This is a genomic window from Massilia sp. IC2-476, assembly GCF_020707295.1.
GTDB lineage: Bacteria > Pseudomonadota > Gammaproteobacteria > Burkholderiales > Burkholderiaceae_D > Telluria.
The window spans coordinates 74811-95007 of sequence record NZ_JAJFER010000001.1; the positions used below are offsets into that span (position 1 = coordinate 74811).

Sequence of the window (20197 nt, forward strand, 5' to 3'; positions counted from 1 at the left end):
GAATTACCTGCCCAAAACGGACAGACCCGCCAGTATAGGGGAAAACGGAACCCGGGGCCACTGTTTGCGTCGCTCAAAAGGTGGATGATGGGGTTTTTGGAGCAATTGTTGGGGTCAACGATGAACAAATTGATCAGATTTACAACATTCGCGTCGCTCGTCATGCTCGGTGGCTGCGCCGGAATCATCCGGCAGACGCCCAGCCTGGGCGACCCGGTGGCCGTCGTGCAGCAGAAGATGGGCGCCCCGACCTCGGTCTACCGGGTGGGCGAGGAGCAGCTCTTCGAGTACGCGACCGGGCCGATGGGCCAGCAGACTTATATGGCGCGCATCGGTGCGGATGGCCGGCTGGCAGCGTATGAGCAGGTATTAACGGGAGAAAAGTTCGCCACGCTCAAGATCGGCCAGGCGACCAGGGACGATGTGCTCAAGACGGTCGGACGGCCTGCCGAGCGTTCCTATATCGCGATGCGCGACTGGGAAGTATGGTCCTACCGCTACAAGGAAGCAGGCGTGTGGAACTCGATGATGCACGTGCACTTCGACCGCCAGGGTATCGTGCAGCAGATGATGAACGGGCCGGACCCGATGTACGAACCGAAGGAGCGCGTCGGCTGGTAATGCCGCTCAACGCGTAGGGTGGTCGGCTCTGCCGACCGCGCGTTCGACTCGCGGGCGCCCTGTGACGACTCGAACTGTTGTTGAACGCGCGGTCGGAGAATCCGACCACCCTACGTTCGGACAGATCTACCGGCGCACGCCCTCTTCCGGCTCGTCGTCGTCGAGCGGAATGATGCTGACCGGCTTGCCCTTGGCCGCGCGCCAGGCGAACACGGCATAGCCGGACAGGCCGTAGATCACGAAGATCGGCCACAGCACCTTGGGCGGGTCGATCGCCAGCAGCGCGAAGGCCAGCGCGATCAGGAACACTACGATGAAGGGCACCGACTTGCGGAAATTGACGTCCTTGAAGCTGTAGAAGGGCACGTTCGACACCATGGTCAGGCCCGCGAACACGGCCAGGCCCCAGCTGACCCAGTCCACCTGGCGCGAGCTGACGTTGATGTCGGGGTCGGTCATCATCATGATGAAACCGACGATCAGCGCCGCCGCGGCCGGGCTCGGCAAGCCCTGGAAGAAGCGCTTGTCCACCACCTCGATGTTGGTATTGAAGCGCGCCAGGCGCAGTGCGGCGCCGGCGCAGTAGATGAAGGCGGCGATCCAGCCCAGCTTGCCCAGGCCGCGCAGCGACCATTCATAGATCACCAGCGCAGGCGCGGCGCCGAAGGAGACCATGTCCGACAGCGAGTCGTACTGCGCGCCGAACTCCGACTGGGTATTGGTCAGGCGCGCGATGCGGCCGTCCAGTCCGTCCAGGATCATGGCGACGAACACGGCCCAGCAGGCATGCTCGAAGCGCTGGTTCATCGCCATCACGATCGCATAGAAGCCGCAGAACAGCGCGCCGGTCGTGAACGCGTTCGGCAACAGGTAGATGCCGCGTCCGCGTTCACCCTGGACACGGTCTTCCGCCCGCCGCCCGAAGCGCTTTTTCAAACGGGAAAAACGTGGCGCCTTGGGCGCAGCTCCGGGTGGTCGGCGGCGTGGAAAAGTTGGCATAAAGATCCGTATTCAAGTAATGCAGTTCCCAGCATTATAGAGGCGGGAACTGCATGTTAGCGAATCGCTATACTTACTTGAATCGCACCTTGCCTACCAGACGCATCTGGAGAGTGGTTTCGCCCGGTTCGAAGCTCGGTTCCGGCATCTGGTCGGCCGCCTCTTTCATGGCGCTGGAGCGCATCATCATCGGCGCCGCGGCAGCCGCGCCGTCGCCCGCATAGTTGCCCGAGCCTTCGAAGTCGACGGTCTCGATCACGGCCGTGCCCTGGGGACGGCCCATCGCCCTGGCAATCGAGGCGATGCGTTCGTTCAGGTTGCGGTAGGTGGCGGCGATGCGCTGGTCGTCCAGGCGCTTTTCCAGTTCCGGGCTCAGGCCGAACTGGACATTATTGATCTGCAGAACTTTCTGCGCTGCCGCAGCGGTTTTCGGCAGCTCGGCCAGGTTGCTCGTCTTCACTTCCAGGTACTGGCCGACGCGCCAGGCGATCGGCACCGGCTTCACCGGCGCAACCGAGGCCGGCTGCGGCGGCATCGGCGGCACCTCGGGGTAGACCGGATAGGTGTAGTAGCCCATGGTCTTGAGTTCGGCTTTCGGATCGGCGCGGCGCACGATGTCGGTGCCCTCCTTCATCTTGCGATTGACGCGCGCCGCGGCGGCGTTCTTGTCCTTGTCGTGCTCTTCGACGGCGAAGGTGACGGTGGCCTGGTCGTTGGCGTGTTTCACTTCGCCGAAGGCCGGCACCACGACCAGCGTGCCGACGGTCGACGCCTGGCTCGCACCCGCAGGCGCGGCAGGCATGGTTTGCGCATGGGCCTGGAATGCCAGGACCAGGGCAGCGGCGACGAGGGATTTCGACAGTTTCATTGTTGTTCTCCAGTAAGTTCAGCGGATGTCCGCGTTACTTATACGATACTGGCCCCAGCACTTCCATCGTGAATTTGTAATGGATCGTTGCAACTGAGCATTTCGGGTAACACCTGTCTCGATTTGTCGCGGGCGAAAAAAAACGGGCCAGAGGCCCGTTTGGTCGTCCGCGTGGCGGATCAGTTCTTCGACTGGTCCACCAGCTTGTTCTTGGCAATCCACGGCATCATCGCGCGCAGCTTGGCGCCGACTTCCTCGATCTGGTGCTCCGAGGTCAGGCGGCGGCGCGAGATCAGGGTCGGGGCGCCGGCCTTGTTCTCGAGGATGAAGCTCTTCGCGTATTCGCCGGTCTGGATGTCCTTCAGGCACTGGCGCATCGCATCCTTGGTGGCCGAGGTGACGACCTTCGGGCCGGTGACGTACTCGCCGTATTCCGCGTTGTTCGAGATCGAGTAGTTCATGTTGGCGATGCCGCCTTCGTAGATCAGGTCGACGATCAGCTTGAGTTCGTGCAGGCACTCGAAGTAGGCCATCTCCGGCGCATAGCCCGCTTCCACCAGGGTCTCGAAGCCGGCCTTGATCAGTTCCACGGTGCCGCCGCACAGCACGGCCTGCTCGCCGAACAGGTCGGTCTCGGTCTCTTCGCGGAAGTTGGTCTCGATGATGCCGGCGCGGCCGCCGCCGTTGGCCATGGCATAGGACAGCGCGATGTCGCGCGCCGAGCCGGACTTGTCCTGGTAGACCGCGACCAGGTGAGGCACGCCGCCGCCCTGGCGGTAGGTGCCGCGCACGGTGTGGCCCGGGGCTTTCGGCGCAATCATGATGACGTCGAGGTCGGCGCGCGGCACGACCTGGCCGTAGTGCACGTTGAAGCCGTGGGCGAAGGCCAGCGCGGCGCCCTGCTTTGCGTTCGGCTCGACGTTGTTCTTGTAGACCTCGGCGATGTTCTCGTCCGGCAGCAGGATCATGATGACGTCGGCGTTTCGCACCGCTTCGTCGACCTCGGCGACCTTCAGGCCGGCCGCTTCGACCTTGTTCCAGGAAGCGCCGCCGCGGCGCAGGCCGACGGTGACGTTCACGCCCGATTCGGACAGGTTCTGGGCGTGGGCATGGCCCTGCGAGCCGTAGCCGATGATAGCGACGTTCTTGCCTTTGATGAGGGAGAGGTCGCAGTCTTTGTCGTAGAAAACTTTCATGGTCATTCCTTTAAATTTTTTAATGTGTGAGTACGTTTGCGTCGGTTGAACGCGCGGTCGGCAGAGCCGACCACCCTACGACTTTTTAAACCTTGAGGATGCGTTCGCCGCGGCCGATGCCGGAGCCGCCAGTACGGACCGTCTCGAGGATCGAGGCGCGGTCGATGGCGTCGATGAAGGCATCCAGCTTGCTCTTGGCGCCGGTCAGTTCGATCGTGTAGGTCTTCTCGGTTACGTCGATGATCCGGCCGCGGAAGATGTCGGCGGTGCGCTTCATCTCTTCGCGCTCCTTGCCGACGGCCCGCACCTTGATGAGCATGAGCTCGCGCTCGATGTGCTGCCCTTCGGTAAGGTCGACCACCTTCACCACCTCGATCAGGCGGTTCAGGTGCTTGGTGATCTGCTCGATGATGTCGTCCGAGCCGCTGGTGACGATGGTCATGCGCGACAGGGTCGCGTCTTCGGTCGGCGCCACGGTCAGCGTTTCGATGTTGTAGCCGCGCGCGGAGAACAGGCCGACCACGCGCGACAGCGCACCGGCTTCGTTCTCGAGGAGGACGGAAATGATGTGTCGCATTACAGGTCCTCCGAGCCGAGCAGCATTTCATTCAGGCCCTTGCCGGCCTTGACCATCGGCCAGACGTTCTCGCTCTGGTCGGTGATGAAGTTCATGAACACCAGGCGGTCCTTCATGGCAAAGGCTTCGCGCAGCGAACCCTCGACGTCGCCCGGCTTCTCGATGCGCATGCCGACGTGGCCGTAGGCCTCGGCCAGCTTCTCGAAGTCCGGCAGCGAATCCATATAGGACTCGGAATAGCGCGAACCGTAGTCGATCTGCTGCCACTGACGGACCATGCCGAGGAAGCGGTTGTTCAGCAGGATGATCTTCGGGGTCAGGTGGTACTGCTTGCAGGTCGCGAGCTCCTGGATGCACATCTGGATCGAGCCTTCGCCGGTGACGCAGGCGACGGTGGCATCCGGGTTCGCCATCTGCACGCCCATCGCGTACGGCAGGCCGACGCCCATGGTGCCCAGGCCGCCCGAATTGATCCAGCGGCGCGGCTTGTCGAAACCGTAGTACTGCGCGGCCCACATCTGGTGCTGGCCGACGTCCGAGGTGATGAAGGCGTCGCCATCCGTCACGCGGTGCAGTTGCTCGATGACCGACTGCGGCTTGATCAGCTCACTGGAATCCGTATAGGCCAGGCAGTCCTTGCCACGCCATTCGGCGATCTGCTTCCACCAGGCCTGCAGCGCCCCCGTGTTCGGCTGGGTCGTCGAGGCATCCAGCTGGGCCAGCAGCTCGACCAGCACGTCCTTGACGTTGCCGACGATCGGGATGTCGACCTTCACCCGCTTGGAGATCGACGAGGGGTCGATGTCGATGTGGATGATCTTGCGCGGGTTGCTGGCGAAGTGCTTCGGGTTGCCGATCACGCGGTCGTCGAAGCGCGCGCCGATGGCGATCAGGACGTCGCAGTGCTGCATCGCCATGTTGGCTTCGTAGGTACCGTGCATGCCGGGCATGCCCACGAAGTGCGGGCTCGACGAGCGCGAAGCGCCCAGGCCCATCAGCGTGTTGGTCACCGGGAAGCCGGTCTTCTCGACCATCCGGTTCAGCTCGTTCGAGGCATTGGCCAGGATGACGCCGCCGCCCGCATAGATCATCGGGCGCTCCGCTCCCTGCAGCAGCTGCACGGCCTTGCGGATCTGGCCCGCGTGGCCCTTGTCCACCGGCTTGTACGACCGCATCTCGATCTCGCGAGGGTAGTCGTACGCGCACTTGTGCATGCTGATGTCCTTCGGGATGTCGACCAGCACGGGACCGGGACGGCCGGTGCGGGCGATATAGAAGGCTTTCTTGATGGTCGAGGCCAGTTCGCGGACATCCTTGACCAGGAAGTTGTGCTTGACCACGGGGCGGGTGATACCGACCGTGTCGCATTCCTGGAAGGCGTCCTGGCCGATCGCATGGCTCGGCACCTGGCCGGAAATCACGACCATCGGGATCGAATCCATGTAGGCCGTGGACAGGCCGGTAACGGCATTGGTCACGCCCGGACCGGAGGTCACGAGGGCCACGCCGACGGTGTTGGAGCTGCGCGAATAAGCGTCTGCGGCATGGACCGCGGCCTGTTCGTGACGGACCAGGACGTGCTGGAACTTGTCCTGCTTGAAGATGGCGTCGTAGATGTAGAGGACTGCCCCGCCGGGATAGCCGAAGACGTGCTTGACGCCCTCTTCCGCGAGACAACGCACCACAATCTCAGCACCCGTGATCGGGGCTGATGTTTCGTTAATCATGTTCATTCCTTTCAAGACCCAGAGGGAGTTTGATCGGATGCCCGTTCCTAACGAAATGCGAAATGCGCGACGACGCTCATGCTTCCCTTCTCTCTGCGGTCGCGGCTGTGCTTCGGAACACCGTAGGTTCCTTACGCACGGGCGCTGGGCGCAACTCGTTCGGCTTGAGTGTCTGTAGCGTTTATACGCATCTCTCGCGCTTGTGGCGCGGGTCGGAGCAAACTGCCTACAAATGAAAGCGCGTCAGTCCGGAGATGGCTTGTGGGCCTTCACCGGGTGACCGGAGAGCTTTGGGGATGCAAAGCGTCGGAACACATTACTGCGTTGCACCATTTTGGTCAAGGTATATGAGAGATTATTTTTATTGAACCAGAATGGTGCAGAAGTTCGTAGGGTGGGCGGCTATGCCGCCCGCGCGTTCAAACTAATGAAATGCTGCCCGTTCATCCGTGCCAACACTGGTTGGACGCGTGGGCGGAGACCCGCCCACCCTACGGTCATCAGCGCTGCATCCCCCAGCGGCGGATGGTCAGGCGCTCCAGGGTCTGGAACACGAAATGCTCGACAGCGAGACCAATGAGGATGACAGCGGCCAGCCCCGCGAACACCTTGTCGGTAAAGAGTTCGTTACGGCTCTGGAAGATATACCACCCTAGACCGCCCTGCCCCGACGTGCTGCCGAACACCAGCTCGGCCGCGATCAGGGTGCGCCAGGCAAAGGCCCAGCCGATCTTCAGGCCCGACAGGATGCTCGGCAGCGCAGCCGGGATCAGGATCTGCAGCACCATGCGCAACCCGCCCAGGCCATAGTTGCGACCGGCCATGCGCAGCGTTTCCGGCACCGAGCGGAAGCCGGCAGTGGCGTTCAGGGTCAGCGGCCACAGCACCGAATGCACGAGCACCATCAAGAGGCTGCCCTTGCCCAGCCCGAACCACAGCAGCGCCAGCGGCAGCAGCGCGATCGCCGGCAGCGGGTTGAACATCGAGGCCAGCGTATCGATCAGCTCCCGCCCCAGCTTGCCCGACACGGCCAGCCAGGTCAGCAGGAAGGCGGCCGCCACGCCAAGCGCAAAGCCCTGGGTCAGCACCTGCAGCGACACGCTCACATAGCCCCACAGCTCGCCCGTGGCAAGTCCGTCGGCAAACGCCTTGCCGGTCTGGATGGCGCCCGGCAGCAGCAGGTCGTTGTCGAACCAGCGCGCCAGCAGTTCCCAGATGACCGCAATGGCTGCCAGGATGCCAAGCTTGCGCAGCCAGCCGAGGTCCGGGAATGAACGGGACGATGATGCCGCCTGCAGCTGGGCCGCCGGAAGCAGCTCCAGAACGTATTCGGCACGAATCGGGGGGTTAGCCATGCGCGGCTCCCGTAGGGTGGGCGAGTTCCTCGCCCACGCGTTCACCCGGCTCCTGCCCGAACAACAAGCCATGGATCCGCTGCGTCGCTTGCTGGAACTCGCTGCTCCCCGCACTGGCCAGGCTGAACTGGTGGCTATTGAGCTCCGCCCTCACCCGTCCCGGATGCGGCGACAGCAGCAGGATCCGGTTCCCCACCACCAGCGCCTCTTCGATCGAATGGGTCACGAACAGCATGGTGAACCCGATCTCATCCCACAGCGCCTGCAGCTCTTCCTGCATGGTGCGGCGCGTCAGCGCATCGAGGGCCGCGAAGGGCTCGTCCATCAACAGGATCGCCGGCTGCATCGCCAGCGCACGGGCGATCGCCACCCGCGCCTTCATCCCGCCCGACAGCGTATGCGGATAGGCGTCGGCAAAGCGCGCCAGCCCCACCTTGCCCAGCCAGTGGCGGGCCCGCTGGTCGGCTTCCTTGCGCTTCACGCCATTGGCCAGCAGCGGGAACATGACGTTCTCGCGCACCGTCTTCCAGGGCGGCAGCTGGTCAAATTCCTGGAACACGACGATCCGGTCCGGCCCCGGCCGGCTGATCGCCTTGCCGGCTAGAAGCAGGCTGCCCGCCTGCGGGGCGATGAAGCCGCCCACGGCTTTCAGCAGCGTCGACTTGCCGCAGCCGGATGGCCCCAGCAGTACGAAGCGGTCGCCCCGGTACACGTCGAAGCTGACATCCTCGGTGGCGCGCACGATGCCGCGCTCGCCCCGGTATTCCAGCGTGACGTGCTCGGCGCGCAGCAAGGGCTCGGGCGGCGGAACCAGGTTCAGGGGACTCATGTCAGCTTCCTTTGTCGAGTGCCGGGTGAGCGAAGAAGTAATCGCGCCAGCTGGCCGGCCGGGTCTTGATGGCGCCCACCTCGTGCATGAACTGGGCCAGGCCGAGCGTGTTCTGCGGCGCCACCTTGAACTGCACCTGCGGGTTCCTGATCACCTTGAGCAGCAGCCCCCGGTCGATGTTGCCCTTGTTGACGCGCAGGTAGGCGTCGGCCGCGGCTTCCGGATTGGTCGAGGCAAACTGCGCCGCTTCCACCAGTGCGTCGATGAAGGCGCGGTAGGTCTTCGGGTTTTCCTTGACGTACTTCTCGGTGGCATACAGCACGGTGGCCGAGCTTGGCCCACCCAGCACGTCATAGGAATTGAGCACGATATGGGCTTGCGGGTTGCCGGCCAGCTCCTGGTCCTGGAAGGGCGGATTGCCGAAGTGGGCGTTCAGCTCGGTCTTGCCGGCGATGACGGCGGCCGCCGCATCCGGGTGCGGCACGGTCTGCGTAATCGGGTCGAGCTTCTTGAATTCCGCCTTGCCCCACTGCTTGGCGGCAGCCATCTGCAAGATGCGCGCCTGTACCGAAACGGTAACGGCCGGCAGCGCGATCCGGTCTTTCTGGCTGAAGTCGGCAATGGTCTTGACCGCCGGGTTGGTGCTGACCAGGTAATACGGGAAGTTGCCAAGCGAGGCGATGGCGCGCACGTTCTGGCGGCCCGCGGTGCGGTCCCAGATCGTGAACAGCGGCCCCAGCCCGGCGCCGGCCACGTCGATCGAGCCGGACAGCAGCGCATCGTTGATGACCGAGCCGCCCGACAGCTTGACCCAGTCGACGTCGATATCGACGCCCTGCTTCTTGCCGTGCTTCTCGATCAGCTTCTGGTCCTGGGCCACGTTGAGCAGCAGGTAGACGATGCCGAACTGCTCGGCAATGCGGATCTTGCCTTCGGCCTGGGCGGTCGAGGACACGCCGAGGGCCAGCGCGGCCACGGCGGCCACGAGTTTCATCTTCATTGTCATATTGTTTTTTCCGGTTCAGAACGGGACGTCGCCCTCGATGGTGGTGCGGTAGAGCTTGCGGCGCTGGTCTTGCGGGAAGGGTGTCGCCAGGTGCATCAGCGAGCGGTTGTCCCAGAACACCATGTCCTTCGGCTGCCACTGGTGGCGGTAGACGAATTCGGGACGGGTACTGTGCGCGAACAGCTGCTCAAGCAGCTCGCGGCTGCGCTCTTCCGGCAGGCCCACGATGCGTGTGGTGAAGTGCTCGCTGACGAACAGCGCGCGGCGGCCGGTTTCCGGATGGGTGCGCACGACCTTGTGCACGGCCGGCACCACCTCGTTGATCTGTTCCTGGGTCAGCTTCGGCCGCCAGGGGTTACGCTGGCGCAGCTCCTCGTACTTCGCCAGGTAGCTGTGCTCGGCGCGCAGGTCCTCGATCTCGCGCTTGAGCCGTTCCGGCAGCGCGTCGTAGGCCGCATGCTGGTTGGCGAACAGGGTGTCGCCGCCTTCCGTCGGGAGCTCTTGCGCGTGCAGCATCGAACCCAGGCTCGGCACCGCCTTGTACGAGAGGTCCGAGTGCCAGAAGTGGCCGGCGTCGCCAAGGCCGATCGGCTGGCCGTTCTCGCGGATGTTCGAGATCACCAGCACCTCTTCCTGCTCCGGCAGCTGGAACTGGCGCAGCACGTGGATCTGCAGCGGGCCGAACCGGCGGCTGAAGGTCACCTGCTCGCGTGGGGTGATGGACTGGTCGCGGAACACCAGCACGTGGTGGTCGAGGTGGGCGCGGTGCAGGCGGCGGAAATCCTCGTCGCCGAGCGGGCGTGCCAGGTCGAGACCCAGCACTTCGGCGCCGAGCGGCTGGTTGGCGAGAGGACGGATGTCGAAATCCTGGCGGGGCGAATCGAGCGGCATGGTAGCGATCGTTGAGTGAACCTGATTTCAGAATAGCCACGCACTCCAGCCCCAACAACGAATCATTTCGACTAACTTCATGCACTTTTTGAAAGCTTCGAGGGTGCCCACTAGGCGGGCACTGCGCGATTTCGATGCGTGAAACATGGTTTTTTGCTAGGATTCGATAGTTTTCCTTACGGCATTCGCATCAAGCGCCCTTTCAAGCACGCATGGCCACAGACAAAGAACTCAACGACTTCCTCGCGAATGTCGAACGGCGTGCGTTCAAGCAGGCGGTGTATGCGGTACGCAAGGACGAAGCGGCGCTGGACATCGTGCAGGATGCGATGATCAAGCTGGCCGAAAAATACGGGGATAAGCCGGCTGCCGAACTGCCGATGCTGTTCCAGCGCATCCTGCAAACCACCATCCTCGACTACTTCCGCCGCGAAAAGGTTCGCAATACCTGGGTCAGCCTGTTCGGAGGCTTCAGCCGGCCGGATGGGGAAGATGAGGACTTTGATATACTTTCTTCCTATGAAGCGGAGGAAGGAACGGCCGCTGCAGAGTCGAGTGCCGATCAGTTCGAGCGTGCGCAAACCTTGCGTCTGATCGAACAGGAAGTAGAAAAGCTCCCGGCGCGTCAACGGGAAGCCTTCCTCATGCGTTACTGGCAGGATATGGACGTGGCCGAGACGGCCGAAGCGATGGGTTGCTCCGAGGGAAGCGTAAAGACGCACTGTTCCCGTGCAACCCACGCCCTCGCCGCCGCGCTCAAGGCCAAGGGAATCAAGCTATGAACACGGACGACATCAACCTGGCGTACAAGATACGTCATGCCCTGAACGACAACCTCGACGCGCTGCCGGCTTCCACGACCGAGCGGCTGGCTGCGGCGCGCGCGCTCGCCTTGTCACGCAAGAAACCTGATGCGGCGCCAGGCAAGCCGGGCAAGCGTCCGCTGTTCGACTTCAACGCGCTGTTCACCGGCCCTGCGCTGGCGCGTATCGCCGTGGCGGTGCCGATGCTGGCGCTGGTCATCGGCATGGGCGGCGTGTACCAGGTCGAACAGCAGCAGCGCCTTGCCGCCATGGCCGAGATCGACGCCGCCGTGCTGGCCGACGAGCTGCCGCTGACCGCGTACCTCGACCATGGCTTCAATGCCTACGTGGAGTCGCAGCAGCGCCACCAATGACGAAAAGCGCGCCGAAGCCCCGCATCGCCGTTGTTGCAACTGCGGCAGCGGTCCTGATTGCCGGGGCTGCGACCTGGGCGGTCTATAACCGGTCAGAATCCACCGCGCCCGCCGCGCGCGGCGCAGACGCACCTCCGACGACCTCTGCGGGCGCCAAGCCGCCTGCCAAGACCCTCGACAAGCCGCTCTGGCGCGAGCTGACGCGCGCCCAGCAGGCCGCGCTCAAGCCCCTGCAGCCCGAATGGAACGGCATGGACGGCATGCGCAAGCGCCGCTGGCTCGAACTGTCCGCCCGTTTTGCCTCGATGAGCCCGGCGGAGCAGCAGCGCGTGCACGAACGCATGCGGCAGTGGATGCGCCTGACGCCGGCGCAGCGCAACCTGGCGCGCGAGAATTTCAACAAGACCCGCAAGCTGGCGCCCGGCCAGAAGGCCGCGACCTGGGAAAGCTACAAGCAGCTGTCCGAGGAAGAAAAGCGCCGCCTGGCGCGTTCGGGCACGACCCAGGGAACGCCTTCGCTGCCGCATTCGCCGGTGATCGCCACGCCGACCAGTTGCCCCCCGGGCGCGACCCGCCGCGGCACCACCTGCATCCTGCCGACGCCGGGTACGCCGGCCACGGCCGCAAGCCCTGCCCCGGCCCTGCCTCCCGCAGCGCCGGCCACCAGCCCGGCCGGCACCTCGAGCGCCGCCCCTTCCGTCCAGAGTGCACCCAATGCAAGCAGCCCAGGCAGCGCCAGCAACGCAAGCAACTAAGCCGGCGATGGTGGAAACGCCAAGCGTGCGGCGCCGCCTGCTGGCCATGGTGTACGAGGCATTCTGCCTGTTCGCCGTGTGCGCCTTCGCGATCGGCCTGTACATGCTGCTGACCCTGAACAGCCAGCATCCGCTGGCGAAATTCGGCATGAACCTGTGGCTGGTGGCGGTGGCCGGCGCCTACTTCATGTGGTGCTGGATCGACAGCGGCCATACGCTGGCCATGAAGACCTGGCGCATGAAGCTCGTCAAAGTCGGGCATGCCAAAGTACCCTTCAAGACGGCGCTGCTGCGCTATGTGCTGGCCTGGGGCTGGTTCGCGCCGGCGCTGGCCGTGTGCTGGGCCTTCGGCCTGCACAAGCCGGGCCAGATCGGCATCGCCCTGCTGGTGGGGATTGTCCCCTGGGCAATGACGGCCCTGTTCGACAAGGACCGGCAATTCCTCCATGACCGCCTGGCAGGCACCCGCCTGATCGCCCTGCCGAAAAAAGCCAAACGCTAAGTGCCGCTCGCTTGCCGCGCGGCATTCGAACGCGGCCTTGGCGAAAACAGCGGAATAATCGAAGGCTTCAACGCATCCTGTAGAAAGGTGAGCCATGAAGCTATCGAACTTCCGCGTCGTCATCATGGGCGCGTCGAGCGGCATCGGGGCCGCGACCGCCATTGCGTTTGCCCGCGAGGGTGCGCAGCTGGTGCTGGGCGCGCGCGGCAAGGAAGGCCTGGATGAAGTCGTGCGGCGCTGCCGCCAGGCCGGCGGCGAGGCGGAAGCCCTGGTCGTGGATGCGATCGATGCCGATGCGGTGGCGGGCTTTGCGCGCAAGGCGCGCTCCAGCCTGGGCCGCATCGACCTGTGGTTCAGCTGCGTCGGCGCAGGCGCGGTCGGCAAGTATGCCGAGGTGCCGATGCTTGATCACCGCCGCGTGATCGAGACCAACCTCCTCACCCACATGAACGACGCGCACGCGGTGCTGCCGATCTTCCTGGAACAGGACCAGGGCATCTGGGTCAACATGATCTCGGCCGGCGGCTACGTCGCCTCGCCCTTTGCCGCCGCCTACTCGGCCAGCAAGTTCGGCCTGCGGGGCTTCAGTGAATCGCTGCGCGCGGAACTGGGCAAGCGGCCGCGCATCCACGTGTGCGATGTGTATCCGACCTTTGTCGATACGCCCGGCTTCCGCCATGGGGCCAACTACACGGGGGCGAAGCTGTCGTATCCGCCGGGCGTCCTGAAGCCGGAAACGGTGGCGGATGCGGTGGTGGACCTGGCGCGCAATCCGCGCCCCAGCACCGGCGTCGGAGCACCGGTGGCGATGTTCAGACTCAGTAACTTCGCGGCGCCGAACCTGATCGCCTCCAGCATGAACTACTTCCTGGACCGGTGGGCGAAAAGGGCGGAGCGGGTGCCGGATACGCGTGGGGCGCTGTATGAGCCGCAGCACGGTTTCAGCGGTATCCGCAGTGGGGAGCGCAGGGTGGAAGAGCCGCGCAATTCGGCGCTCGTACTGGGTGCGGTGGCGCTTGGGGCGGTGGTAGGGATGGGGCTCTTGCGAAAGCGGTGATCAGAACCGCTCGTAGTCGAGCAGATACCGCCACTGCCCCGCCTGCAGCCCTGCCATCGGCACACGTCCGATGCGGATCCGTCGCATCTCGACAATCTCCAGCCCCACGGCACGGCACATGTGGTCGATCAGCCCCGGCTTAACGCCCTTGAGCGCAAAGCGCAGCCGGTGCTCGCTCTGCCAGCTGACCTTCATCGGCGCGATCGGCTTGCCGTTGAATTGCAGGCCGTGATTCAGCAGCGCCAGTCCGCCCTCCCTGATGGCGCCGCTGACGTCGACGATGAATTCCTGCTCCACGCGCTCGCCCTCTTCCACCAGCTTGCGTGCCACGCGGAAGTCCTGGGTATAGATCACCAGCCCGCTTGCATCCGTTTCCAGCGGCGAGGTCAGGGTCAGCTTGTGCAGGTGGCGCTTGAGGAAGCGCGGCTGTCCGTGGGACTGGGCCAAGGCTTCGGGCGCCAAGCAGCCCAGAGCCGGCTCGCCACGCGCGCCGACACCCGAATTGAAGCCGGCCGGCTTGTGCAGCAGGATGGTCACCGGCGGCGCCTCGTCGGCCGAAGCGCCAGGCAGCACGCGCACCTCCTGCGAGGGCAACACGCGGCTGGCGGGGTCTTCGACCACCTGGCCGTCCACGCTGATGCCTCCGCCCATGATGTAGCGTTCGGCCTCGGCGCGCGAGCAGCCCAGCTGCGCGGCGACGCGCTTGGCGAGACGGATGGCATCAATAGTCATCAGGCGCGCCAGTCAGCAAAGAAGCCCTTGAACACCTCGACGGTGCGCGCCACGTCGGCGGCGCTGACGTCCAGGTGCGTCACCAGGCGGGTACGCGGGCCGATCGAGGCGCGGATCTGGGCGCGCGCCAGCGTTTGGCGCAGCGGCTCGCAGGCAGCTGCCGGGATGTCGAGCCAGAAGATGTTGGTTTGCGGCGTGCCGACCTTCAGCGCGTCGATCTCGGCAAGGCCGCGGGCCAGCGCGGCGGCGTTGTCATGGTCCTCGGCCAGGCGCTGCACATTGTGCTCGAGCGCGTACTGCGCTGCAGCCGCCAGCACACCGGCCTGGCGCATGCCGCCGCCCAGCATCTTGCGCCAGCGCTTGCCCTGCTCAATGAAGGCTTTCGGGCCCAGCAGGACCGAACCCACCGGCGCGCCCAAACCCTTCGACAGGCAGACCGAGACGGTGTCGAAGCCCTTGACCACATCGCGCAGGCTGAGGCCCTGCTTGACCGCCGCGTTGGCGATACGGGCGCCGTCCAGGTGGGTGGCCAGGCCCTTGCGATGTGCGAGCTCGGTTGCCGCCTTCACATACTCCTGCGGCAGCACGCGACCGCCGATGGTGTTTTCCAGCGCCAGCAGGCGGGTGCGCGCGAAGTGCATGTCGTCGGGCTTGATGTAGGCCTCGATGTCGCTCAGTGCGATGCTGCCGTCCGGCTGGTTGATGATCGGCTGCGGCTGGATCGAACCCAGCACCGCGGCGCCACCGCCTTCGTACTTGTAGGTATGCGCTTCCTGGCCGACCAGGTATTCGTCGCCGCGGCCGCAGTGCGTCATCAGGGCGATCAGGTTGGTCTGGGTACCCGACGGTGCGAACATGCCCGCCTCATAGCCGAACAGCTCGGCGGCGTAATCCTGCAGGCGATTGACCGACGGGTCGTCGGCGTAGACGTCATCGCCGACGTCGGCTGCGGCCATGGCAGCGCGCATGGCTTCCGATGGTTGGGTGACGGTGTCGCTGCGCAGGTCGATCCAGTGCTGGTTGCTCATATCGTTCTCAGTCTGCTGTAACAGGGGTATAGAAACGTTGCTTCATCTCGTCGAGGCCCAGTTCGGCCATCACTTCCTGCAGGCGCTCGGTCGGGCGGCGGCGCGGCAGGTTCTTGTAGGTCGCCACGATGAGTTCATTTTTCATCGAGTGCTCCCAGCCCACCAGTTCAGTGACGGTGACCTGGTAGCCATGGGCTTCCAGCTGCAGGCAGCGCAGCACGTTGGTAACCTGGCTGCCGAACTCGCGGGTGTGGATTGGGTGGCGCCAGATCTCGGTCAGTGCACTGCGGCCCAGCTCCTTGCCCTTGTTCTTGCGCAGCACGCTCGCCACCTCGGCCTGGCAGCACGGTACCAGCACCATGTGTTTGGCCTGCTTCTTGAGCGCGAAGTCGATCGCATCATCGGTGGCCGTGTTACAGGCGTGCAGCGCGGTCACGATGTCGATGGTCTCGGGCAGCTCCCTCGAGGTGGTCGATTCCGCCACCGACAGCGGCAGGAAGGACATGCCGCCAAAGCCCAGGCGTGCGGCCAGCTCGGTGGACCTGGCGACCAGCTCTTCGCGCGTCTCGATGCCGTAGATGTGCGAATTGCCTTCCAGGCCCTTGAAGAACAGGTCGTACAGGATGAAGCCGAGGTAGGACTTGCCGGCGCCGTGGTCGACCAGCGAGACGGCCTGCTTCTGTTCCAGCACGTCCTTCAGCAAGGGTTCGATGAAGTTGTACAGGTGGTAGACCTGCTTGAGCTTGCGGCGGCTGTCCTGGTTCAGTTTGCCGTCGCGCGTGAGGATGTGCAGTTCCTTCAGCAGCTCGATGGACTGGCCGGGGCGAACCTCTGGCGGCAGTTCCGGCGCTGCTGGTGGCTTGGGGGTGTGCTTAGCGTGCTTCATCGATCCATGCTGCCTGAATGGCTTCCAGTACGCGTTCGCCGCCGCGCGTGCGGTCGTCGTTGAAACCCTCGAGCCCGACGACCCAATTGTGCAGGTCGACGAAGCGTACGTTGGCGGGGTCGACGTCGGGATACTTCTCGTACAGGGCCTCGGCGATCGCCGAGACGTCAGTCCACTTCATGGCAGGCCTCTTTCAGTGGCTTTTCTCTGCTGCGTGGTTGATGGTGTATTTAGGTATCTCGACGACCAGGTCTTCGTCGGCGACGATCGCCTGGCAGGACAGGCGCGAATTCGGCTCCAGGCCCCAGGCCTTGTCCAGCATGTCTTCTTCTTTTTCTTCCTGCTCGTTCAGCGAGTCGAAGCCTTCGCGCACGATGACGTGGCAGGTGGTGCAGGCGCAGACACGGTCGCAGGCGTGTTCGATCTCGATGTCGTTTTCCAGCAGGACGTCGCAGATCGATTTACCGGCGGGAGATTCCAGCACGGCGCCGTCGGGGCAGAAGACTGGGTGGGGGAGGATGACGATTTGTGGCATTTTGATAATCTCGTTAATTTTTTTTCGTAGGGTGGGCGGCTTTGCCGCCCACGCGGTCAACGGTCGCCAGCACAGCCGCGCCGGATTGCCGTTTGCGTATCACCGCGTGGGCGGGGGACCCGCCCACCCTACACCTCGTCCAGCGACTTGCCCGCCAGGACCTTGCGAACGCTCTTGTCCATCCGGCGCGCCGCGAATTCTTCCGTGCCCCTGGCGAGAGCCTGCACCGCCGCGTGCAATGCATCCTGGCGCTGGCCTGCCTCGAGCGAGGCATCGCTGGAACGCTGGACCGCATCGCGCACGCCCTGCACCAGTGTCGCCACCTCGGCCTGCTCCGCATCGTCCAGCAGCTCGGCATCGGCATCCAGCGCCGACTGGGTCGCCAGCAGGATGCGTTCGGCTTCGACCTGCTCCTCACGGAGCGCGCGCATCTGCATGTCGCCCTGGGCCGAGGTGTAGGAATCCTGCAGCATGCGCGCCACTTCGTCGTCGCCCAGGCCATAGGACGGTTTGACAGTAATGGAAGCTTCCACGCCCGAACGGGTCTCGCGCGCCGACACCGACAGCAGGCCGTCCGCATCGACCTGGTAGGTGACGCGGATGCGCGCCGCGCCGGCCGCCATCGGCGGGATACCTCGCAGCTCGAAGCGCGCCAGCGAGCGGCAGTCGGACACCAGCTCGCGCTCGCCCTGCACCACGTGCACCGCGAGAGCGGTCTGGCCGTCCTTGAAGGTGGTGAACTCCTGCGCACGCGCGCATGGAATGGTCGAGTTGCGCGGGATGATCTTCTCGACCAGGCCGCCCATGGTCTCGATGCCGAGCGACAGCGGGGTCACGTCCAGCAGCAGCCAGTCGTCGCCTTCGGCGCGGTTACCGGCCAGCAGGTTCGCCTGGATCGCGGCGCCCAGCGCCACCACCTTGTCCGGGTCGATGTTCGCGTGCGGGATGGTGTGGAAGAAGTCGCCCACCGCGCGGCGCACGTGCGGCATGCGGGTGGCGCCTCCGACCATCACGACGCCGTCGACGTCCTCGACGCTCACGTCCGCATCGCGCATCGCCTTGCGGATCGCGTTCATGGTCTTGCCGACCAGGTGTTTGGTGATCTCGGCGAAGGTGTGAGCGCTAATGGTCACCTGCACGATCTCGCCCGACTTCAGGATCGCCTCGATCGAGGTCTCCTCGTTGGTCGACAGCAGTTCCTTGGCCTGGCGCGCCTTGACCATCAGGGTGGCCGTATCGTGCTCGGACAGCGGCGCCAGCCTGGCCTGCTCGACGATCCAGCAGAACAGGCGGTGGTCGAAATCGTCGCCGCCCAGGGCCGAGTCGCCGCCGGTGGCCAGCACCTCGAACACGCCCTTCGAGAGCTTGAGGATCGAGATGTCGAAGGTGCCGCCGCCCAGGTCATAAACGGCGTAGACGCCTTCCTTGCCGTGGTCCAGGCCATAGGCGATGGCGGCGGCGGTTGGTTCCGACAGCAGGCGCAGCACGTTCAGGCCGGCCAGCTGGGCCGCGTCCTTGGTCGCCTGGCGCTGGGCGTCGTCGAAATAGGCCGGCACGGTGATCACGGCGCCAACCAGCTCGTCGCCGAGCGAATCCTCGGCGCGCTGGCGCAGCGTGGCCAGGATCTGGGCCGAGGTCTCGACCGGGCTCTTCACGCCGGCCACCGTGTTGATCTGCACCATGCCCGGAGCATCGACGAAGTCGTAGGGCAGGTTCTCGGCGTGGGCGATGTCTTTCAGCCCGCGGCCCATGAAGCGCTTGACCGAGACGATGGTGTTTTTCGGGTCCTGGGTCTGGCAGGCCTGGGCCTTGTAGCCGATGTTGGCGTGGCCATTGGGCAGGTAACGCACGACCGATGGCAGCAGCGGGCGGCCATCCTCGTCGCTCAGCACTTCCGGGCTGCCGCTGCGGACGGTGGCAACCAGCGAGTTGGTGGTGCCCAGGTCGATGCCAACCGCCAGGCGGTGCTGGTGCGGGGCGGTGGACATGCCGGGTTCGGCGATTTGGAGTAGTGCCATTGTCGTGTTACCTGTTTATTGTTCTGTACCGCTTGATGTAGGGTGGGCGGGTTCCCCGCCCACGCGGTCAACCAGCACGAGCGTCGCCGCAATGCATGCCATGTTTGAACGCGTGGGCGGGAGACCCGCCCACCCTACGAAAACCATCCGCTGTTACGCGTCGAGCGCTTCGAACGCGTACTGTACCTCTTCCCCGAATTTATCGAGGAACATCATGGCGCGCACGGTCTGCGCGGCGCCATGATAATCGCCGGCATCCAGCTGCCTGCCGACCTGTTCCAGCATGGCCTTGCGCTCGCGGCGCAGCTGGGCGTCCAGCTCGTCCAGCGCGCCCGCATCCTTCGAGGAGCGTGCATCCTCGAGCGCCTCGCGCCATTCCATCTGCTGCATCAGGAAGCTTGCGGGCATCGCCGTGTTCGACTCGGTCTGCAGGTCGACGCCGTTGATCTCGCAGAGGTACTGCGCGCGCTTCTGCGGATTGCGCAGGGTCTGGTAGGCCTCGTTGGCGCGGGTCGCCCACTGCATCGCCACGCGCTTCTCGGCGTCGGTGGCGTTCACGAAGCGGTCCGGGTGCACGCGGCCCTGGACTTCGCGGTAGGCGGCGTCCAATCGGTCCTGGTCGACCGCGAACGTGGCCGGCAACTGGAACAGCTCGAAGTGGTTCTGCATGCCGGTTAGATGCGGAAGCTTTCGCCGCAGCCGCAGTTGTCCTTGACGTTCGGGTTGTTGAAGCGGAAGCCCTCGTTCAGGCCTTCGCGCGCGAAGTCCAGTTCGGTGCCGTCGATGTAGGGCAGGCTCTTCGGATCAACGAAAACCTTCACGCCATGCGACTCGAAGACGTTGTCTTCCGCGCTCGCATCGTCGACGTACTCGAGCTTGTAGGCCAGGCCGGAGCAGCCGGTCGTGCGCACACCGAAGCGCAAGCCGATGCCCTTGCCCCGGCGTTCGAGGTAACGGTTGACGTGCTTCGCGGCTTTTTCAGTCAGGGTGATTGCCATTACGGTTACTCCAGTCTTTGCTAACTATTACGCCTTCTCGGCGTGCTTCGCTTTGTAGTCGGCCACGGCGGCCTTGATCGCGTCTTCTGCCAGGATCGAGCAGTGGATCTTCACCGGCGGCAGCGCCAGCTCTTCGGCGATCTGGGTGTTCTTGATCGCCAGCGCCTCGTCCAGCGACTTGCCCTTGACCCATTCGGTCACGAGCGAGCTCGATGCGATGGCCGAGCCGCAGCCGTAGGTCTTGAACTTCGCGTCTTCGATCAGGCCCTGGTCGTTGACCTTGATCTGCAGCTTCATCACGTCGCCGCAGGCCGGTGCGCCGACCATGCCGGTGCCGATCGCATCGTCGCCCTTGTCGAAGGCGCCGACATTGCGCGGGTTTTCGTAGTGGTCCAGTACTTTGTCCGAATATGCCATTTTGATGCTCCTAGTGTTCTTGA

Annotated in this window: 24 protein-coding genes; 6 read left to right on the forward strand and 18 right to left on the reverse strand. The window is 64.5% G+C overall.

From position 1 onward, the window contains the following. Positions 1 to 120: 120 nt before the first annotated feature. Complete coding sequence (gene bamE / locus LK539_RS00385; RefSeq protein WP_227798924.1) at positions 121 to 621, forward strand: outer membrane protein assembly factor BamE; 501 nt, start codon at positions 121 to 123, stop codon at positions 619 to 621. A gap of 126 nt (positions 622 to 747) precedes the next feature. Here bamE and pssA read toward each other — a convergent pair whose 3' ends face one another. The 9 genes from pssA to LK539_RS00430 form a co-directional block, all read right to left on the reverse strand. Continuing rightward, a complete protein-coding gene (pssA, locus tag LK539_RS00390) occupies positions 748 to 1620 on the reverse strand; it encodes a CDP-diacylglycerol--serine O-phosphatidyltransferase (RefSeq protein WP_227798925.1) in 873 nt (290 codons plus the stop codon). A 73-nt stretch (positions 1621 to 1693) separates the two neighbouring features. Next, on the reverse strand, positions 1694 to 2488 hold the full coding sequence (locus tag LK539_RS00395) for an SIMPL domain-containing protein (RefSeq protein ID WP_227798927.1): 795 nt from the start codon (positions 2486 to 2488) through the stop codon (positions 1694 to 1696). A 179-nt stretch (positions 2489 to 2667) separates the two neighbouring features. Further along, the gene (gene ilvC, locus LK539_RS00400; protein ID WP_227798928.1) at positions 2668 to 3684 is read right to left on the reverse strand and encodes a ketol-acid reductoisomerase; all 1017 of its coding nucleotides are present in this window, start codon (positions 3682 to 3684) and stop codon (positions 2668 to 2670) included. Positions 3685 to 3769: 85 nt separating this feature from the next. Further along, positions 3770 to 4261: an acetolactate synthase small subunit gene (gene ilvN, locus LK539_RS00405; protein ID WP_027867685.1), complete on the reverse strand. Its 492-nt coding sequence runs from the start codon at positions 4259 to 4261 to the stop codon at positions 3770 to 3772. Continuing rightward, a complete protein-coding gene (locus LK539_RS00410) occupies positions 4261 to 5988 on the reverse strand; it encodes an acetolactate synthase 3 catalytic subunit (RefSeq protein ID WP_227798930.1) in 1728 nt (575 codons plus the stop codon). The genes ilvN and LK539_RS00410 overlap by 1 nt, the downstream gene beginning before the upstream one ends. Positions 5989 to 6488: 500 nt before the next feature. Continuing rightward, positions 6489 to 7343 carry an ABC transporter permease gene (locus LK539_RS00415; protein ID WP_227798932.1) on the reverse strand — a complete coding sequence of 285 codons (855 nt, stop codon included), beginning with the start codon at positions 7341 to 7343 and terminating at the stop codon, positions 6489 to 6491. Beyond that, on the reverse strand, positions 7336 to 8172 hold the full coding sequence (locus tag LK539_RS00420) for an ABC transporter ATP-binding protein (protein ID WP_227798934.1): 837 nt from the start codon (positions 8170 to 8172) through the stop codon (positions 7336 to 7338). The genes LK539_RS00415 and LK539_RS00420 overlap by 8 nt, the downstream gene beginning before the upstream one ends. 1 nt (position 8173) lies before the next feature. Next, complete coding sequence (locus LK539_RS00425; RefSeq protein WP_373889502.1) at positions 8174 to 9172, reverse strand: ABC transporter substrate-binding protein; 999 nt, start codon at positions 9170 to 9172, stop codon at positions 8174 to 8176. 21 nt (positions 9173 to 9193) lie between these two features. Beyond that, entirely contained in the window at positions 9194 to 10069 is an 876-nt protein-coding gene (locus tag LK539_RS00430; RefSeq protein ID WP_227798936.1) for a TauD/TfdA family dioxygenase, read from the reverse strand. Positions 10070 to 10281: 212 nt separating this feature from the next. Between LK539_RS00430 and LK539_RS00435 the strand changes: the two genes are divergently transcribed. From LK539_RS00435 to LK539_RS00455, 5 genes are all read left to right on the forward strand, one after another. After that, positions 10282 to 10851: an RNA polymerase sigma factor gene (locus tag LK539_RS00435; RefSeq protein WP_227798938.1), complete on the forward strand. Its 570-nt coding sequence runs from the start codon at positions 10282 to 10284 to the stop codon at positions 10849 to 10851. Beyond that, the gene (locus LK539_RS00440) at positions 10848 to 11246 is read left to right on the forward strand and encodes a DUF3619 family protein (RefSeq protein WP_227798939.1); all 399 of its coding nucleotides are present in this window, start codon (positions 10848 to 10850) and stop codon (positions 11244 to 11246) included. Before LK539_RS00435 ends, LK539_RS00440 begins: the two co-directional genes overlap by 4 nt. Beyond that, positions 11243 to 12001 carry a DUF3106 domain-containing protein gene (locus tag LK539_RS00445; protein WP_227798940.1) on the forward strand — a complete coding sequence of 253 codons (759 nt, stop codon included), beginning with the start codon at positions 11243 to 11245 and terminating at the stop codon, positions 11999 to 12001. Before LK539_RS00440 ends, LK539_RS00445 begins: the two co-directional genes overlap by 4 nt. 7 nt (positions 12002 to 12008) lie before the next feature. After that, positions 12009 to 12503, forward strand: a complete 495-nt coding sequence (locus tag LK539_RS00450) for an RDD family protein (RefSeq protein ID WP_227798942.1) — start codon at positions 12009 to 12011, stop codon at positions 12501 to 12503. Positions 12504 to 12597: 94 nt separating this feature from the next. Continuing rightward, on the forward strand, positions 12598 to 13560 hold the full coding sequence (locus LK539_RS00455) for an SDR family oxidoreductase (RefSeq protein WP_227798943.1): 963 nt from the start codon (positions 12598 to 12600) through the stop codon (positions 13558 to 13560). On the opposite strand, the gene LK539_RS00460 is transcribed toward LK539_RS00455, so the two are convergent. The 9 genes from LK539_RS00460 to iscU all read right to left on the reverse strand — a co-directional run bounded on the left by LK539_RS00460 (position 13561) and on the right by iscU (position 20174). Then, on the reverse strand, positions 13561 to 14292 hold the full coding sequence (locus LK539_RS00460) for an rRNA pseudouridine synthase (RefSeq protein ID WP_227798945.1): 732 nt from the start codon (positions 14290 to 14292) through the stop codon (positions 13561 to 13563). Then, positions 14292 to 15320 carry a low-specificity L-threonine aldolase gene (gene ltaE, locus LK539_RS00465; protein WP_227798946.1) on the reverse strand — a complete coding sequence of 343 codons (1029 nt, stop codon included), beginning with the start codon at positions 15318 to 15320 and terminating at the stop codon, positions 14292 to 14294. The genes LK539_RS00460 and ltaE overlap by 1 nt, the downstream gene beginning before the upstream one ends. A 7-nt stretch (positions 15321 to 15327) precedes the next feature. Beyond that, a complete protein-coding gene (locus tag LK539_RS00470; protein WP_227798948.1) occupies positions 15328 to 16206 on the reverse strand; it encodes an SAM-dependent methyltransferase in 879 nt (292 codons plus the stop codon). Beyond that, on the reverse strand, positions 16193 to 16387 hold the full coding sequence (gene iscX, locus LK539_RS00475; RefSeq protein ID WP_227798950.1) for a Fe-S cluster assembly protein IscX: 195 nt from the start codon (positions 16385 to 16387) through the stop codon (positions 16193 to 16195). Before iscX ends, LK539_RS00470 begins: the two co-directional genes overlap by 14 nt. Before the next feature lie 12 nt (positions 16388 to 16399). Further along, complete coding sequence (gene fdx / locus LK539_RS00480; RefSeq protein ID WP_227798951.1) at positions 16400 to 16741, reverse strand: ISC system 2Fe-2S type ferredoxin; 342 nt, start codon at positions 16739 to 16741, stop codon at positions 16400 to 16402. Between the two features lie 128 nt (positions 16742 to 16869). Next, positions 16870 to 18759, reverse strand: a complete 1890-nt coding sequence (gene hscA, locus LK539_RS00485) for a Fe-S protein assembly chaperone HscA (RefSeq protein ID WP_227798952.1) — start codon at positions 18757 to 18759, stop codon at positions 16870 to 16872. A 153-nt stretch (positions 18760 to 18912) separates the two neighbouring features. Continuing rightward, positions 18913 to 19428 carry a Fe-S protein assembly co-chaperone HscB gene (gene hscB / locus LK539_RS00490; RefSeq protein ID WP_227798953.1) on the reverse strand — a complete coding sequence of 172 codons (516 nt, stop codon included), beginning with the start codon at positions 19426 to 19428 and terminating at the stop codon, positions 18913 to 18915. A 5-nt stretch (positions 19429 to 19433) separates the two neighbouring features. Next, a complete protein-coding gene (iscA, locus tag LK539_RS00495; protein ID WP_227798954.1) occupies positions 19434 to 19757 on the reverse strand; it encodes an iron-sulfur cluster assembly protein IscA in 324 nt (107 codons plus the stop codon). Positions 19758 to 19784: 27 nt separating this feature from the next. Continuing rightward, the gene (gene iscU / locus LK539_RS00500; protein WP_036213867.1) at positions 19785 to 20174 is read right to left on the reverse strand and encodes a Fe-S cluster assembly scaffold IscU; all 390 of its coding nucleotides are present in this window, start codon (positions 20172 to 20174) and stop codon (positions 19785 to 19787) included. Positions 20175 to 20197: the final 23 nt, after the last annotated feature.